Below are 15,967 nucleotides of genomic sequence, written 5' to 3' on the forward strand. Positions count from 1 at the left end.
TCTCACCCTCCCATACGGCTTGCCGCTGCGCCCGCCATGACAGCGAGCGCCGCTTCAACCAGAACCCCGGCCTCGTCCACCGGAATCACCCATACCGCCATACGGCTGTCCGCCGCGCTGATGCAATGTTCGCCGCCATTCGCCGCCTGGTTCGCCGCAACGTCGAGACGGATACCGGCCCATTCCAGACCGGCCAGGATCTTTTCGCGCACCGCTGCCGCATGCTCGCCCACCCCGCCGCCAAACAGGATGACGTCGGCGCCGCCGAGCACCGCGAGATAGGCGCCCAAATATTTGCGGGCGCGATAGCAATAGAATTCGATGGCAAGGCGTGCCTCGGCCGTATCGGCGAGGAGCAACGTGCGCATATCAGCGCTGGTCTCCGACATCCCCAGCAGTCCCGAGTCCCGGCTCAACAGCTGGTCAAGCGCAGCCACCGTCATCCCGGCCTCACGCAGCAGATAAAGCAGCAACCCCGGGTCAAGGTCACCGGCACGCGTCGCCATGACCAAACCTTCAAGTGGCGAAAAGCCCATGGAGGTATCGCGTGGTGCACCGCGCTCGATTGCCGTCATCGAACAACCAGCACCAAGCTGTAACGAGATGACGCGTCCTCCCTCGGCTACATCCGGGCGCAGTGCGCGCCAGCGCCGCCACAGTGCCTGGTGCGCGATACCGTGAAAACCATAACGGCGCAGTCCGAACCGTTGCACCAACTGGCGCGGCAACGCATAGCTGCGCGCCACCTCGGGCAAATCCGCATAAAAGCCCGTATCGAACACCGCGACCTGCGCAATATCCGTGCCGAGTACCGCACGGCAGGCGCGGATCCAGGCAAGCGCACGCGGATGATGCAGCGGCGCGAGTGCGGCAAGATGGCCGATCTCCGCCTCCACAGCCGCGTCGATCACGCACGGCGCGCCAAGATGAGCGCCACCATGCACCACGCGATGCGCCACGGCATTCACTGGTCCCGCGCGCAGAAACTCGCGCAGGGTATCTTCGATCTGCGCCTCACCCGGATAGCTAGCGGCGGCAAGCTGCCGCAGCGATCCACCGTCGTGGGTGTAGAGCGTGAGCCGCACCGAAGAACTCCCGGTATTGACCGCGAGCAACCTCATCGCCCTTCCCCCGCCGCGTGCTGATGCGCTGCCCATACCGGTCTCCTCGGCACCAGATCCGCTCCCAAAATGGTTCCGGCTAAATTGCGCGGACTTGCTAATGGATAGCTCCTGAACATCGCATCATCCCTTGCTACCCAAATTGGGCCACAGCTTGCGCATATGTGGAAAAAACGCCGGTGTTACCATGGCGTAACGCGCATATGCCTCGCCAACCTCGGCCGCCACCTCCTGCTCCTCCCGCCGCCCCAATCGCACATACATGTAGACCAGCACCGGAAACATGAGCAGCGTCAGGATCGTCGGCCATTGCAGCAGAAAACCGAACATGATCATGATGAATGCCACATATTGCGGATGACGTATCTTGGCGTACGGACCCGAGGTTGCTAGCGTGCGTGTCTGCTGCGCCGCGTACAATACCTTCCACGCCGACGCCAATAACCAGAAACCACCGCCGATAAACAGCATACTGGCGACATGAAACGGCCCCCAGTGCGGATTGGCGCGCCAACCGAACAACATCTCCAGCAGATGACCGGCGTCGTGTGACAACCAGTTGACTTCGGGATAATTGCTCTGTAGCCAACCTGAAAGGAAATAAATGGTCAGCGGAAAACCGTACATCTCGGTGAACAGCGCGACGAGAAAGGCGGAAAACGCGCTGAAGGATCGCCAATCGCGTTTCGTCTGCGGCTTGAAGAAACTGAAGGCAAAGATGATGAACACCAGCGAGTTGATGATCACCAGTGACCACAGACCGTAAGCGGGTGCGGTGTCAGTCATGCTTGTGCTCCCCACCATGACCGCGATGCATAAAGATATGCATCAGTGGACAGGCGAGCAACAGCAGAAAAGGCAGCGCACCCAGCGCATGGGCACGATGCTCGCTCAGGAGAAAAAAGGCGGCGATGGCGAGAAAGCCACCGAAGACCCAACTGAGCAACGTTCCTTGTCGTTGTGGCGGTTGCCGATGTTCGTGTGTCATGGTTTTACCTCCAAGTTTTTTGTCTCCGCTTTGTCTGGCATGGTCCTTTTCGCCTGTTCAGGCGTGTTAATTGCGGTCTCCGCACGACCATCCACCATACCTTTATGATGACCAGGACCGAAAATGGCGACGAACATTACCACCATCATCACAATCATCACAATCATCAATTCAGACATCTTGTAGACCTCCTTAACAATAAATATCCTGCTCAAAAGCAATACTCGATTTCACAAATTGCTTCCAGCTTCCGGTGATTTTGCCGCCACTCAGAAACTCAACGAAACCTGCTTTTGTTCCAACTTCCGCCTGATCGCTTCCAGAATATCTGTTTCCATATCCCGTACCAAAGGATCAAGGATATGCATCAGCACCCGCTCCACCAAATGCTTCGGCAGCGCGTATTGCATGACAAGAGAGACTCGTGTGTCACCATCCACCTGTGTCAGCGTATAGGAACCGTCATTGGACACACCCGTGATGGCGCGCCAGGCAAACCGTCGTGGCCGGTCGCGTTCCGTTACCAAGGCATTCCATTCCAGGGGAATACCTGCAAGTTGTACGCGCCAGTGATAGCTGTCAGGGCCGGTGCGCCGAATCTCTCTAATCATGCTCGAATAAAGGACGAAATCCTCCACCCGTGCAATGAGATCGTACACATCCTCGGGAGAGGCATGGATGACAACTGTCTTGCTGATGGTATGCATGGTTGGTTTCATATGTCGGCACACCAGATCATTTCGCCGTTTCAAACGTTTCCAGTAGATGTAGGGTGGGCACGTTGTTTGTGCCCACCAAGCGTGCCCAAAGCGCTTCGCGGGGCAGGCTCTGCGCAGCACACAACCTGTTTTATTGGTGAATGCATCACGGCACGGCCGGTGGTTTCACGGCCACCCAGAAACTCAACAATCCGCCTTTGCGCGCCCGCACCTCCACCGGCGCGAACCCAGCCGCGCGCAGATAGCGGGGCACCTCACCACGCAGATTGGGTGCGGTGAAGGGCATGAACAGCAGTGGCCAGCACAACAGCCACCAGAGCGGATTCACTGGCCGGTCGATGTCCACCACCAGTAACCGCCCGCCGGGCTTGAGCACGCGGTAGACATCGGCGAGGCCCGCGCGCTTCACTGCGGGTGGGAGGTGATGCACCATAAAACTGGAGAGCACGAGATCGAACGACGCAGCCGCAAACGGCAACGCTTCAATGGCGGCGACCTTGAAGACGGCACGGCTCGCCTCCGCAATGGCATTACGACGCGCAACTTGCAGCATGGCCGGTGAGGGATCTATCCCGACCACTGCACCGCCAGCTCCCACCTGCTGTGCCGCCAGGCGCGTCAACACGCCGGTACCGCAACCGACATCGAGCACATGCTCGCCCGGTACAAGCGCCGCATGATGCAAAGTCTCGCGGCGGAACTCCGCGCCCAACCCCAACAGTGGACAGTAAAAATCATAAACCGGTGCGGCATAATTCATGGTCACACCATGAGTGTGGACGGCAGGTTCATCTAGTGATGACAAAGCCCGCCGCGACAACCACCAACCGTAAAGCATCACGGCAGGACAGGACAAGGCAATAACCGCCAGCAGTAGCGTCAATGGCGTAACGCCCCACACACGCAGCACAATGACGGCAAACAACACCATGCCGATCGCGCACAGCTTACCGGCGATGTGGCTCATGACGTCAACCTCGCCCGTTTGAGCGTGGCTGAATTGACAATCACCGACAGCGAACTCAGCGCCATCGCCGCGGCGGCGATAACAGGATTGAGAAATCCCAACGCCGCTACCGGGATGCCGATGCTGTTGTAAATGAAGGCCCAGAACAGATTCTGTTTTATCTTGCGCAACGTCATGCGTGAAAGCCGAATACTCGCCACGACATCCCGCACGTCATTTTTGACCAGGATAATACCGCCGGTTTCTTTAGCCACATCGGAGCCGGAACCGATGGCGATACCGATGTCGGCGGCGGCGAGCGCAGGGGCATCGTTCACGCCGTCGCCTACCATCGCCACCACCTTGCCCTGTTTCTGCAAGTCTTGAACGACGCGTGCTTTGTCGGCGGGCAGCACCTCGGCGATAACATTTTCGATCCCGAGTTCGCGCGCGATAGCCTGCGCCGTGCGTTGATTGTCGCCGGTGAGCATGATCGGCGCGATGCCTTCCTGTTTGAGCATGGCAATTGCTTCCTTGGCCTCGGGCTTGAGCGTGTCAGCGACAGCAACGATGCCAACGAGTCTGCCGTTGGCGCCGATCAGCATCGCCGTTTTGCCTTCGTGTTCGAGGCGCATCATGGTTTCTTCTGTTGCCGCAGTGTCTATGCCATCACGCGCGAATAAACGACGGTTGCCGAGCTGCACAGTCCATTCCTCCACCTGTGCCTTGATGCCATGCCCGGGAATCGCTTCGAAATTTTTCACCTTCGGCAAGTCGAGATTGCGATGCTTGGCCGCGCGCACGACGGCCTCGCCCAATGGATGTTCGGAACCTGCTTCGACCGCCGCCGCCAGCCGCAGCACTTCAGTCTCGGCCAGATCGGCAAGCATTACGATGTCAGTCACATTCGGCTCACCACGCGTCAGTGTACCGGTCTTGTCGAACACTACCGTGGTGAGACTGCGTGCGCGTTCCAGTACCTCAGCGCCACGAATAAGAATGCCCGCCTCTGCCCCTTTCCCCACACCTACCATCAGCGCGGCAGGTGTAGCAATGCCGAGTGCACATGGACAGGCGATGATGAGCACGGCGATGAAGGCGAGCAGGCCCTGCGGAAAATTGCCAACGGCCCACCAGCCAAAAAAAGCGGCGAATGCCGTCGCCACCACGGCGGGCACAAAGTAGCGCGTCACCTGATCGGCGAGGCGTTGAATCGGTGCGCTCGATGCCTGCGCCTCTTCCACCAGCTTGATGATCTGGGCGAGCGCAGTCTCGCTACCAACGCGCGTAGCCTTGAAACGAAACAACCCGGTGCGATTGAGTGTGCCGCCGATCACCGCCGAGTCCACGCGCTTCTCCACCGGCATGGATTCGCCGGTGAGCATCGACTCGTCGACACTGGATGAACCCTCCAGCACCACACCATCAGTGGGAATCTTCTCGCCGGGTTTGACGATAACGGTCTCGTCCACCATCACGCTCTCTGCCGGCACCTCCATCTCCGCAGCATTACGCACAACATGTGCGGTCGCCGGTTTCAAATCCATAAGTTTGCGGACCGCCGCCGAGGAGCGTTTTTTGATCAGCTCCTCCATGTACTTTCCGAGCAGCACAAAGGCGATGATGACGGCGGAGACTTCGAAGTAGACATCACGCTCTTCCACCTTCACCGGCAATACTTCAGGAAAGAAAATCACCGCGACGCTGTAGAAATAAGCCACCGATGTCCCGAGCGCGATGAGGAAATCCATGTTGATGCTGCGTGTCTTGATCGCGGACCACGCGCCCTTGTAGAAACTCCAGCCGCCGATGAACTGCACCGGCGTCACCAGGATGAATAACCACATGCCCCAAGTGAACCACGGCAGTTGCGGGATCGGCGCCCAGCTGACGATGGTTGCGCCCGCGGCCAGAAACAGAAACGTGCCCGCGCGCAGAATAGCGAGCGCCAGCACACCCGTCAGCGCGATGGTCACACGCGTACGCATGGATTTCAATTCCTGCTCCGGCGACTCGAAGGTACGCTGACAGGCGGGACTGCAAAAATAATAACTGCGGCCACCGCGCTCGGTCTTGAGTGCGGCGGCCTTCTCCACCATCATGCCGCAGATGGGATCTTTGGCAAGCTCCTTGGCGGACTTGGCTGCGGGAATGCCACTGCTCATTTGCACCGGCGACACCGGCGTGGTAACAGCCACTGTTACATACTGTTCAGGATGCGCCTGAAACTTCGCATGGCAACCCGCTGAGCAAAAATAATAAGTCGTGCTGCGATATTCCGCGCTGGCCGCCGCTTGCTTGGGTTCCACTTCCATACCGCAGACAGGATCTCTCACCACCGCCATGGCACTCTCCTTTTTTTATGGCAGAGTGGCCCGCCCCCCTTTGGGGAGCAGGCCGTCAGACCTCACTTCCTCTGATGGTCACGCTCGTCGGCAGCGCCTTCTTCCTTACCTCGCGATTGTTTCGCACCTTCTGCGGCCATCATGTGTTCCATCATTTGCTCCATCATGCCTTGCATCATGTCCATGCGTTTTCCCATCATCTCTCCGTCCATTCCTTTGCCCATCATGCCGTGCATGTCACCCATCATTTTGTGCATCTCATTCATGTGTTCCTGCATCAGACGTTGCCGCTCGGCGGGATCCTTACTTTGCTGTATGCGCTCCATTGTCTTGCGCATCTCTTGCATCCGATCCATGTCCATCATTCCCATGCCCTGCGAAGATGGGGTTGCGGATGTACTCGCCGCCGCTTGTCCCGGCTGTGGATGATGGCGATTATCTGCGTGTACATAGGGCTGGCCGAACAAAAACATGATTGCCGTCAGTTGCGCTAATCTTTTCATGGCACTTCTCCTTGGGTTAGTGACTATGAGTGTGACCATCATCATGATGATCCTGTTGTTCCGCATTCGCATTACTAACATCATGCCCCTTGACCTGATTTCCGGGAGCCACGGATATGTTGCCCTGCCCAACACAATTTTTAGAGGCTCCCTTAATGCCCATGCGATGATTTTTCGTCCTCCGCACCCGCCTCATCTCGCGCCGTAAGAATCTGATATTGCTCCGGTGTAAGACTAGGCAGTTTTTGCAGGAAAGCAACCATCGCCCAAATACGCTGATCATCGTGGCCGTGCCCCCAGGCGGGCATACCCGAGGCCTTGATGCCGTGCTTGATGATCCAGAACTGCCGGCGCGCCGCCTCCGTGCTGTCACCATGTTCGTGCGTTGCGCTCGGCTTCGCCAGATTGGGAGGTGACGGATAAAGACCAATACTCATGTCGCTACGAGTCTTGCCGGGTTTAAGATGACACCCCGTGCACATATCATTATAGTCCTGACCACCCTGGAGCAACATGTCGGGATTATCCAGAGGCGGAACACCGATATCACGCGCGGCACTGGCGATAGAGCGTTCGCGCAGCGTTTCCAATACCCAATATACCGGCTTGGTATGAGGCACATCGGCGCCAACCGGATACCAGCCTGCGTAGACAAAGCCAATCACACCACCCAAGGCAAGCACGGCTAATACCAGTGCCACCTTGACGCATTTATTGGTGGCGGCATCGGCGCCGCGCTGCTCTTGAGTCGTACTCATTTGTGATTCTCATTATGGGTATCTTGATGCTGAGAATTTTTAGTTTCTCCGGCCTTCGCCCCAGGCTTGTCATGTGCGCCTTGTTCGGCATGGGCCATATCGTTCATGCATTTTTTGCGTAACGCCATCATGACCGGATCATGCATATCCATCTTCGATGAATCCATGTTTTTCATCGAAGCACAGTCGGGCTTGGCCGATGGTGCTTCGTGTTCCTTCGGATCGTGCGCAAGGCTTGGCAGGGCATACAGCGTTGTGGCCAACAGTGTTCCATTAGTCAAAAGACGGATATAAGCTCTCATATTGATACTCCTTGGTTAAACATTAGAATGTGAGACTGCATTGCGTACTAAAAACGATTGTTAATACACCTTTGAAATATCAAAACCAGAATCGAACCCCAGCGACGGCCCTTGCCTCCGCCGTTTCCTGTCCCGCAACACGCGCGTAATCGGCGGTGCCACCATGTTTGCTTGCCCATTCAACGCCGATATAAGGCACAAATTCACGCCGGATTTCGTAGCGCAACCGGATGCCGGCTGTTAAATCGGACAAACCGGAACCTAGCGTACGTTCAGCATCGCGCTTACCGTAGAAATCAGCCTCAAGGCGTGGTTGCAGGATCAGTTTTTGCGTCAGCAGCAGATCATATTCACCGTCTAACCGTAATGCGGTACGGCCTTTGTCACCGACATACGCAGTGGCGTTTACCTCGAACCAGTAGGGTGCCAGTCCCTGGATGCCGAACGCCAGCCAGCCGCGATCGGGGGCCACACCATTGTCATAGCGCAAACCGAGTTGCGTATCCCAAAACGGGGTAACCGCGTGCCCCCACAACACTTCCGTGCGCCCATCTTGCAATTTACCGTTGTCGACATCACCCTCGGCTTTGAGCACAGCGCGGTCGAAATTACCGCCGTACCACGCCGTCAGATCATAGGTGGCGGATGTGTTGTTGTCGGTACGCACGGCCTCCAGTCGGTCGACAAGCAGTAAACCGAACTTGAGCGCCATCTCTTCGTGCCGCATCGGGAATTGGTTGAAGTCGTAACCGTCCGCGTAAGCATGGGGATCGCGCAGACCAGACAATGGCGCTTCATCCGGCATCGCGCCGTGTCCATCGTGGTTCATCCCGGACATTGCACCCCTATTCTGGGCCGTACCCACCTCGTGAGTCATGTCCATGTCTTCCATATCCATCTCTTCCATACCGGATATGTCATCATGGTTCATCTGTTCCGTAGCCGTGGTGGATGGTGACGTGTGTTCGCTGTGCGCATCAGTCGCTCCCGCCATCCCTGGCTCTCGCGACACTTGTGCGTCGTGCACATCGCCCTGCGCCCATGCGGGTGAAAGATTGACGATCATCATCGCAGCGGCGAGCCACGGACCTTTGTTGTTCATTGTTATTTCCTTCATTCTCATGCCACCACCACTTGCCGTAACATCCCCGCCGCCATGTGATACAGCAAATGGCAATGCCAGGCCCAGTGGCCGGGCGCATCGGCAGTGACAAGAAAACTGATGCGCTGCGCCGGTTGCACATTAAAGGTGTGCTTGCGGACGAGAAATTTTCCCTGTGTATTTTCCAGCTCGCTCCACATGCCATGGAGATGCATGGGATGCGTCATCATCGTGTCGTTGTGCAGAATCACGCGCAGGCGCTCGCCATGACGAAAATGAATGGGCTTTGATTTGCCGAACTCAAGACCATCGATGGACCAGGCGTAGCGTTCCATGTTGCCGGTGAGATGGAGTTCAATCTCGCGGCCGGGTTCACGCTGGTCCAGCGGACCACCCATCGTATGCAGATCGGCATAGGTCAATACACGGCGGCCATTGTTGCGCAGACCAACACCGGGATCATCGAGATTGGTGCGCGGTGTATCAACACGCATGTCGACACTGGGGCCGAATTCGGTGCTGGCGTGACGTACACGCACAGTCGAATTATTCATTGCCATGCTGCCATGAGCGCTATGATCCATTACACCCATGTCGGCCGCTCCCGCCATCCCTGGCTCCCGCGGCACTTGTGCATCGTGCACGGCGCCCATCATGTCGGTCATGGTCAGCCATTCGGGTTTGTCCATGACGGGAACGTCTGCCGTCATGCCGAGGCGCGGTGCGAGTGTGCCGCGGGCGTAACCGCTGCGATCCATCCCCTGTGCGAAAATGGTGTAGGCTTCATCTTTGGCTGACACCAGCACATCATAAGTTTCTCCCGGACCGATGCGGAACTCATCCACCGTCACCGGCTCGACGTTTTGGCCATCGGCCAGTATCACGGTCAACGCCAGTCCTGGAATACGCACGTCAAAGAAAGTCGCCGTACCGGCGTTGATGAAACGTAAACGTATCCGTTCGCCAGGTTTGAATAACCCGCTCCAGTTGCCTGCGGGCGTGGTGCCGTTCATGAGATAGGTGTAGGTGTAACCCGAGATATCCGTCAGATCGGTGGGATTCATGCGCATCTGATTCCACATCTGACGCTTGTTGAGAGCAGCAGTCAGTCCCATGGCCGACACGTCATGAAAGAAATCAGAAGCCGTCGGTTGATGGAAGTTGTAATAGTCTCCGCGCTTCTTTAGCTTCTTGAACATCGCCAGCGGATCTTCATCAGTCCAATCGGAGAGTTGCACCACATAATCGCGATCGGACTTGATCGAATCACCGTGAGCCGGGTCAATAATGATCGCGCCGTAAAGCCCCGTCTGTTCATGGAGCGTATGGGCGTGATACCAATACGTCCCCGTCTGCTGCACCTTGAAACGATAAGTGAACGTCTCGCCCGGCGCGATGCCATGAAAACTGATGCCAGGCACGCCGTCCATCTCATACGGCAGGATGATGCCGTGCCAGTGAATGGCGGTGGGTTCATTCAGTCGATTGGTGACACGCAGGGTGACGGTGTCTCCTTCGCGCCAACGCAGGGTCGGCGCCGGGAGCGAGCCATTGACGACCGTGGCCATCCGCGGCGTGCCGGTAAAATTAACCGCCGTTTCCTCGACTATCAGATCGAACTCGGTACCGATGAGTACCGGTGCTGTTCCGGTGTTTGTATTGGCCGTTGCGCGCTCCTGCGCCCAAGCCGGTTTCAGCAAAGGCGACATCCCCAGCAGAACACCACCAGCGGCCAGCCCTTGAATGAATCGGCGGCGCGGCAGATCAGGTAACATAAGGGACGGTGGTGAAGTACGTTTCATCTCGGTCTATCCTCTCGCGAGCACTCGAATGTTCGACGTGGGGCTCTTCTGCCACACTATGAAGCCTTGATGAGACCAAAGATAGCCTCTCCCCCCTTTCCCGGGAATGACATGGCCATTACAATTTTGTAATGAGTTTGTCATCTTGACGGCAACTGGCCCCGGTTAAGCTGATGTCCGGCGAGCACTATTGTGTCCGAACCTCGTTTCACCTTAATTAAGTGGATTTCCGATGAAGATTCTGATCGTTGAAGACGAAAACAAGATTGGCGACTACCTCAAGCAGGGCCTCACCGAGGCCGGTTTCGTGGCAGATCTCGCCCGCAACGGCCTGGATGGGCACCACCTCGCCATGACCGGGGACAACGACGTTATCATTCTCGATGTGATGCTGCCGGATATCGACGGCTGGCGCATTCTGCAATCATTGCGCGAGGCGGGAAACAATGTCCCTGTGTTGTTTCTCACAGCACGTGACAACGTGGACGATCGGGTCAAGGGCCTGGAACTCGGCGCTGACGATTATCTGGTCAAACCCTTTGCCTTTGCCGAACTGTTGGCACGAGTCCGCACTCTGCTGCGGCGCGGTATCGGGTCGGCAGCCGAGACAACACTCAAGATCGCCGATCTCGAACTCGACCTGCTTCGGCGCCGAGCGACGCGTGGCGGACAACGTATTCCATTAACCGCCAAGGAGTTCGCGTTACTGGAATTGTTGATACGCCGCCGCGCCGAGGTACTACCACGCTCGCTCATCGCCTCCCAGGTCTGGGACATGAATTTCGACAGCGACACCAATGTCATCGATGTCGCTATCCGCCGTCTGCGCGCGAAAATCGATGATAAATTCGAACTTAAACTCATCCACACCGTGCGCGGCATGGGCTACATGCTCGATGTCTCCAGCGAGACCTGAACAGCTGATGCGTCGCCCTCTGTCCCTTGCCCTGCGGTTAACCCTGTTTTATGGCATCGCTGCGGCCATCGTCTTCACCGGATTCGGTTGGATTATCGGCCGTTCGATCGAAATGCATTTCAAGTCAGAAGATGTCAGTGAACTTAAAGTCATTGTCCAGGCCGTACATCGCGCAATGTCCAGCGTTCGATCCGAAGACGAACTTGCACGTCTAGCGCGAAGGTTCGATGACATCCTCGTCGGGCATCACGGCGCTTCATTGTATATTGCAGGACAAAACCAACACGCGATCTTTGCCAGCGCTGAACCTGATCTGTCTACATTCGTTGCTACAGTGGCCAACAACATTAATGGTGTCGAAGCCGTGCAGCAGTGGAATGATGGTCACAACACCTACCGAGTACTGATTCAGCGCTTGGGTGAAGATACCGTCGTGGCAGGCGGACCATTCACACTAGCGGTGGCCGTGCCGATCGATTACCACCTCCATTTCCTGGACAGTTTTCGTCACACTTTGTGGCTGATGATTGTGTGCGGTATCGTCATCACAAGCCTCATGGGATGGATCGCGGTGCGGCAGGGACATGCGCCCTTGCGGCACATCGTTAATCAGATCCGGCAGATCAGCGCCAACGAATTGAAAACCCGCCTCTCCTCCGAAACCGTGCCTGCGGAACTCGCCGATCTTGCGGTCTCCTTTAACGAGATGCTTGAGCGTGTGGAAGAAGCCTTTCAACGGCTCTCAAACTTTTCCGCCGATATCGCCCACGAACTGCGCACCCCCGTGACCAGCTTGATGACGCAGACACAGGTGGTTCTTTCCCAGGCACGCAGCATTGAGGAATACCGGGAAATTCTTTATTCAAACATCGAAGAGTATGAGCGCATGGCGCAGATGATCGGCGACATGCTGTTTCTGGCGAAGGCGGATAACGGCCTGTGCAAGCCCAACACTACTGATGTGGATTTACGCAGGGAAGTACAGGATCTCTTCGACTATTATGAAGTCTGGGCGGAAGAACGCCATATAAAACTGTCGCTGGAAGGCTCTGCTATAGTATCGGGCGACCGTTTGATGTTAAGGCGGGCGCTGAGCAACCTCCTTTCCAACGCAATTCGTCATACACCCTCCGGCCAAACGGTATGGGTAAAACTCGAAGCCGGACATAACGATGAGATCGATATTAGTGTCGAAAATCCCGGCACAGTCATTGCGGCCGAACATATTCCGAGGCTGTTCGACAGATTTTATCGCGTCGATCCGTCACGGCAACGCAGCGGCGAAGGCACCGGGCTGGGCCTTGCCATCGTCAAATCGATAGTCGATGCGCATGGCGGCAGAATTGAAGTGAAGTCAACCGATGATTACACAATATTTCGAATTACCTTACACAATTGACGCAATTTCATCTTGGGTTGAATTATGGACGCCCCTAATTCGTTGCTTATATAAAATGATTTGCCTGATTTCTGCTGCGCTAGCTGTCCTGCATCGGTGCTAACTAGCGTCTAGGTGCACATTAGCAATATCTTATATTTATAATGGCCTTAGCTGGACAACACATTCCGTAATTACCGAGAAAACATGGTATTGCAGTGGCTTAGATTCGCCAAGGGATCTCGTAGACCGCACCGAGGTTTGATTCTAGGTTGCCAGGAACACCAGATCTCTTCTTTCTCCTCTGAAGCTGGCGTTTGCACTGCGCGATCAGACAGAGACTATACTTACAGCAGTACTTCTTGACGACACCCAAAAAACGCCACTTTCGCTGCGGACCGCTCTTAAGGCTTACATCAATGAATGGCATTGGTTTCAACATCAAAGACCCTATCCTGGCAGACCGAGGCCAAAAACGTATTGAGTGGGCCATGCATGAAATGCCTGTACTGCGTGATCTTGCTAAGCGGTTTGGTAAGCAGCGACCTTTACAAGGCATTCGCATCAGTGGTTGTCTGCACATTACCACGGAAACCGCAAATTTGGCCCGTACGCTTAAGGCTGCGGGCGCAGATGTTGTTTTATGTGCCAGTAATCCTCTCAGCACCCAGGATGACGTGGCTGCGGCCTTGGTCGAACACTATAAAATCCCGGTATTCGCCATCCGTGGTGAATCGACTGACGAGTATTACCAGCACATTAATGCAGCGTTGGATCACCAACCCGTGGTTACTATGGATGATGGGGCTGACCTGGTATCGGAGATACACAAATCGCGTGCTGATCTTATCGCTAACATGCTGGGCGGCACTGAGGAAACAACCACCGGCGTCATCCGCCTGCGTGCGATGGCCCGGGAAGGCGCTCTCAAATTCCCAATTATTGCTGTGAATGATGCCATGACCAAGCATTTGTTTGATAACCGCTATGGCACGGGTCAGAGTACGCTGGATGGCGTGATTCGCGCCACCAATATCCTGATTGCCGGCAAAATTTTCACCGTGGTCGGTTATGGCTGGTGTGGTCGTGGCATTGCCATGCGCGCCAAAGGTCTCGGCGCTAACGTTGTGGTCACCGAGATTGAACCCTTACGGGCACTGGAAGCGGCAATGGATGGATTCCGAGTAATGCCACTCACCGACGCCGCCATGCAATCTGATTTTATTATCACCGCCACCGGTGACAAGCATGTGGTGGATGAAATCCATTTTGAGGTAATGAAAGACGGTTGTGTACTGGCCAACTCGGGACATTTTAATGTTGAGATAAACATTCCTGCACTGGAGAAATTAGCAGTTAACAAACAACGGCCGCGTGATTCAGTGGATGAATATATTATGGCCGATGGTCGACGACTTCGACTGTTGGCAGAAGGACGCTTGGTAAATCTTGCTGCGGCCGAGGGGCATCCTTCCGCGGTTATGGACATGAGTTTCGCGAATCAGGTATTGTGCGCGGTCTATCTGGCAACCCACGACCACAAACTGAGTATCAGTGTTCATGATGTACCAAAAAAAATCGATCAGGAAGTGGCACATTTAAAACTGGCGGCGATGAATATCGAAATTGATCATCTGACTGACGAGCAGATTCGGTATCTCTCTTCTTGGAGGGAAGGTACCTGATATGAAAAAAGGAATCCGCTACATGATTGCTGACATCGAAAATGAAGTGAGGTATACGCACTCACTCATCGGTAAAAGTGTACTCGACCCCAGAGTTATGAAGGCGATGGCGACAGTGCCACGGGATGAATTTGTGCCGGATGACCTAAAACAAGAGGCCTTTAACAATGGGCCGCTGCCTATTGGTCATGGCCAAACCATCTCTCAACCTTATATTGTAGCGTTAATGACTGACCTGCTTCGGCTTGAGAAAGATCACATCGTGCTCGAGATTGGCACGGGCTCTGGCTATCAGAGTGCGGTACTGTCATTACTATGTAAGAAAGTATATACGGTGGAGCTGATTGCTGAACTGAGTGATGCCGCTATAAAGCATTTCAGAAAGCTGGGCTATGACAATATTGAAGCCTGTACCGGCAATGGCTATAACGGTTGGCCTGAGCATGCACCCTATGATGGCATTATTGTCACGGCGGCGGCTACACATATTCCTCAAGCACTCATCGATCAACTTAAACCTGGCGGCAGACTGGTTGTTCCCGTTGGCCTACCCTATAGCCATCAGGAACTGATGCTTGTCAAAAAAGATGAACAAGGCGAAGTTCATGTTAATGATATTCTTGGCGTTGCTTTTGTACCGCTACAACAAGAAGATATCTCGTCTAAACAGAACCACACTCGGCATTAATGCACGTCGGCTCCAACATAAACGTGCGGCAACCTTCACTTCCTTGCTCACCTATTGCCTCGTCTAGGTTAACGCCCGAGGCTATACCATCCTGTCTTAGGATAAGTTCATGGACCCGCTGCCAATCAATCCTGTCGGCTACTCGCTTTTCCTCCGCGAGTTGGTGGACCACATCGAGAGGTGGAAGCGCTTTACCGTAAATATCCGGATTGATCTCAACGAAAACATGGCCATTTTCTTCGACCATTAATACTGGAACGTAAATGAGCTCGACAATCAATCCTTCGCTTACGCGCGGAAAAAGCTGTTCGATATCGTCGTGGTGGAGACGTATGCAACCGTGGCTTTGAAAGTGGTAAACACTAGCGGGAGCGATAGTACCGTGAATGCCATAACCCGCCGCATCCAGACCAATCCAATACTCACCCAAGGGGTTGTCTGGCCCGGGGGGAACTTTGCTTTTGACGATCTCGCCTTCCCTGGCCATCTCTTCCTGGATAGATTTTGGTACCAGCCATATTGGGTTTTTCTTAAGAATAGCCACATGGAAAGTGCCTTGCACTGTTGGCCAAGTGGTAATCCCCCCGAAAAATAGCGGTGCTCAGAAGTAGAATTTTCTCGTAGACTTAGCGAAGGAGATTCTGCATGAAAAAATCAAGATATACAGACAGCCAAATCATGGCCATTCTCAAGCAGGCCGAAGCAGGTGCACCC

The 15,967-nt window shown here is 55.2% G+C and carries 17 protein-coding genes; 4 read left to right on the plus strand and 13 right to left on the minus strand.

Annotated features, from left to right (window positions below):
* Positions 1 to 2: 2 nt before the first annotated feature.
* The 12 genes from HY272_08685 to HY272_08740 form a co-directional block, all read right to left on the minus strand.
* Positions 3 to 1,121, minus strand: a complete 1,119-nt coding sequence (locus HY272_08685; protein ID MBI3772758.1) for an acetate/propionate family kinase — start codon at positions 1,119 to 1,121, stop codon at positions 3 to 5.
* A gap of 123 nt (positions 1,122 to 1,244) precedes the next feature.
* On the minus strand, positions 1,245 to 1,907 hold the full coding sequence (locus tag HY272_08690; protein MBI3772759.1) for an isoprenylcysteine carboxylmethyltransferase family protein: 663 nt from the start codon (positions 1,905 to 1,907) through the stop codon (positions 1,245 to 1,247).
* Positions 1,900 to 2,109: a DUF2933 domain-containing protein gene (locus HY272_08695; protein ID MBI3772760.1), complete on the minus strand. Its 210-nt coding sequence runs from the start codon at positions 2,107 to 2,109 to the stop codon at positions 1,900 to 1,902. Before HY272_08695 ends, HY272_08690 begins: the two co-directional genes overlap by 8 nt.
* Complete coding sequence (locus tag HY272_08700; protein ID MBI3772761.1) at positions 2,106 to 2,288, minus strand: hypothetical protein; 183 nt, start codon at positions 2,286 to 2,288, stop codon at positions 2,106 to 2,108. Before HY272_08700 ends, HY272_08695 begins: the two co-directional genes overlap by 4 nt.
* 90 nt (positions 2,289 to 2,378) lie before the next feature.
* Positions 2,379 to 2,828: an SRPBCC family protein gene (locus HY272_08705; protein ID MBI3772762.1), complete on the minus strand. Its 450-nt coding sequence runs from the start codon at positions 2,826 to 2,828 to the stop codon at positions 2,379 to 2,381.
* 145 nt (positions 2,829 to 2,973) lie between these two features.
* Positions 2,974 to 3,588, minus strand: coding sequence for a methyltransferase domain-containing protein (locus HY272_08710; protein MBI3772763.1), 615 nt, complete (start codon positions 3,586 to 3,588; stop codon positions 2,974 to 2,976).
* 203 nt (positions 3,589 to 3,791) lie between these two features.
* Positions 3,792 to 6,119 carry a heavy metal translocating P-type ATPase gene (locus tag HY272_08715; GenBank protein ID MBI3772764.1) on the minus strand — a complete coding sequence of 776 codons (2,328 nt, stop codon included), beginning with the start codon at positions 6,117 to 6,119 and terminating at the stop codon, positions 3,792 to 3,794.
* Between the two features lie 62 nt (positions 6,120 to 6,181).
* A complete protein-coding gene (locus HY272_08720; GenBank protein ID MBI3772765.1) occupies positions 6,182 to 6,622 on the minus strand; it encodes a hypothetical protein in 441 nt (146 codons plus the stop codon).
* A 152-nt stretch (positions 6,623 to 6,774) separates the two neighbouring features.
* Positions 6,775 to 7,380, minus strand: a complete 606-nt coding sequence (locus HY272_08725; GenBank protein ID MBI3772766.1) for a cytochrome c — start codon at positions 7,378 to 7,380, stop codon at positions 6,775 to 6,777.
* Positions 7,377 to 7,682, minus strand: coding sequence for a hypothetical protein (locus HY272_08730; GenBank protein ID MBI3772767.1), 306 nt, complete (start codon positions 7,680 to 7,682; stop codon positions 7,377 to 7,379). The genes HY272_08725 and HY272_08730 overlap by 4 nt, the downstream gene beginning before the upstream one ends.
* Positions 7,683 to 7,761: 79 nt before the next feature.
* Positions 7,762 to 8,805: a copper resistance protein B gene (locus HY272_08735; GenBank protein MBI3772768.1), complete on the minus strand. Its 1,044-nt coding sequence runs from the start codon at positions 8,803 to 8,805 to the stop codon at positions 7,762 to 7,764.
* Positions 8,802 to 10,559 carry a copper resistance system multicopper oxidase gene (locus HY272_08740; protein MBI3772769.1) on the minus strand — a complete coding sequence of 586 codons (1,758 nt, stop codon included), beginning with the start codon at positions 10,557 to 10,559 and terminating at the stop codon, positions 8,802 to 8,804. The genes HY272_08735 and HY272_08740 overlap by 4 nt, the downstream gene beginning before the upstream one ends.
* A 259-nt stretch (positions 10,560 to 10,818) precedes the next feature.
* On the opposite strand from HY272_08740, the gene HY272_08745 reads away from it, so the two are divergent.
* From HY272_08745 to HY272_08760, 4 genes are all read left to right on the plus strand, one after another.
* Positions 10,819 to 11,502: a heavy metal response regulator transcription factor gene (locus tag HY272_08745; GenBank protein ID MBI3772770.1), complete on the plus strand. Its 684-nt coding sequence runs from the start codon at positions 10,819 to 10,821 to the stop codon at positions 11,500 to 11,502.
* 7 nt (positions 11,503 to 11,509) lie between these two features.
* Positions 11,510 to 12,901 carry a heavy metal sensor histidine kinase gene (locus tag HY272_08750; protein ID MBI3772771.1) on the plus strand — a complete coding sequence of 464 codons (1,392 nt, stop codon included), beginning with the start codon at positions 11,510 to 11,512 and terminating at the stop codon, positions 12,899 to 12,901.
* Between the two features lie 398 nt (positions 12,902 to 13,299).
* Positions 13,300 to 14,565, plus strand: coding sequence for an adenosylhomocysteinase (locus tag HY272_08755; GenBank protein MBI3772772.1), 1,266 nt, complete (start codon positions 13,300 to 13,302; stop codon positions 14,563 to 14,565).
* Position 14,566: 1 nt separating this feature from the next.
* Entirely contained in the window at positions 14,567 to 15,253 is a 687-nt protein-coding gene (locus HY272_08760) for a protein-L-isoaspartate(D-aspartate) O-methyltransferase (protein ID MBI3772773.1), read from the plus strand.
* Here HY272_08760 and HY272_08765 read toward each other — a convergent pair.
* Complete coding sequence (locus HY272_08765) at positions 15,228 to 15,797, minus strand: L,D-transpeptidase (GenBank protein MBI3772774.1); 570 nt, start codon at positions 15,795 to 15,797, stop codon at positions 15,228 to 15,230. The two genes, HY272_08760 and HY272_08765, sit on opposite strands and share 26 nt — an antisense overlap.
* Positions 15,798 to 15,967: the final 170 nt, after the last annotated feature.

The organism is Gammaproteobacteria bacterium (assembly GCA_016200485.1).
Lineage (GTDB): Bacteria > Pseudomonadota > Gammaproteobacteria > Tenderiales > Tenderiaceae > JACQEP01.

What these genes read in the sequence shown, in the direction of transcription:
- HY272_08685 (MBI3772758.1), bottom strand. Translation starts at nt 1,121, where the DNA reads ATGAGGTTGCTCGCGGTCAATACCGGGAGTTCTTCGGTGCGGCTCACG.
- HY272_08690 (MBI3772759.1), bottom strand. Translation starts at nt 1,907, where the DNA reads ATGACTGACACCGCACCCGCTTACGGTCTGTGGTCACTGGTGATCATC.
- HY272_08695 (MBI3772760.1), bottom strand. Translation starts at nt 2,109, where the DNA reads ATGACACACGAACATCGGCAACCGCCACAACGACAAGGAACGTTGCTC.
- HY272_08700 (MBI3772761.1), bottom strand. Translation starts at nt 2,288, where the DNA reads ATGTCTGAATTGATGATTGTGATGATTGTGATGATGGTGGTAATGTTC.
- HY272_08705 (MBI3772762.1), bottom strand. Translation starts at nt 2,828, where the DNA reads ATGAAACCAACCATGCATACCATCAGCAAGACAGTTGTCATCCATGCC.
- HY272_08710 (MBI3772763.1), bottom strand. Translation starts at nt 3,588, where the DNA reads ATGAATTATGCCGCACCGGTTTATGATTTTTACTGTCCACTGTTGGGG.
- HY272_08715 (MBI3772764.1), bottom strand. Translation starts at nt 6,119, where the DNA reads ATGGCGGTGGTGAGAGATCCTGTCTGCGGTATGGAAGTGGAACCCAAG.
- HY272_08720 (MBI3772765.1), bottom strand. Translation starts at nt 6,622, where the DNA reads ATGAAAAGATTAGCGCAACTGACGGCAATCATGTTTTTGTTCGGCCAG.
- HY272_08725 (MBI3772766.1), bottom strand. Translation starts at nt 7,380, where the DNA reads ATGAGTACGACTCAAGAGCAGCGCGGCGCCGATGCCGCCACCAATAAA.
- HY272_08730 (MBI3772767.1), bottom strand. Translation starts at nt 7,682, where the DNA reads ATGAGAGCTTATATCCGTCTTTTGACTAATGGAACACTGTTGGCCACA.
- HY272_08735 (MBI3772768.1), bottom strand. Translation starts at nt 8,805, where the DNA reads ATGAGAATGAAGGAAATAACAATGAACAACAAAGGTCCGTGGCTCGCC.
- HY272_08740 (MBI3772769.1), bottom strand. Translation starts at nt 10,559, where the DNA reads ATGTTACCTGATCTGCCGCGCCGCCGATTCATTCAAGGGCTGGCCGCT.
- HY272_08745 (MBI3772770.1), top strand. Translation starts at nt 10,819, where the DNA reads ATGAAGATTCTGATCGTTGAAGACGAAAACAAGATTGGCGACTACCTC.
- HY272_08750 (MBI3772771.1), top strand. Translation starts at nt 11,510, where the DNA reads ATGCGTCGCCCTCTGTCCCTTGCCCTGCGGTTAACCCTGTTTTATGGC.
- HY272_08755 (MBI3772772.1), top strand. Translation starts at nt 13,300, where the DNA reads ATGAATGGCATTGGTTTCAACATCAAAGACCCTATCCTGGCAGACCGA.
- HY272_08760 (MBI3772773.1), top strand. Translation starts at nt 14,567, where the DNA reads ATGAAAAAAGGAATCCGCTACATGATTGCTGACATCGAAAATGAAGTG.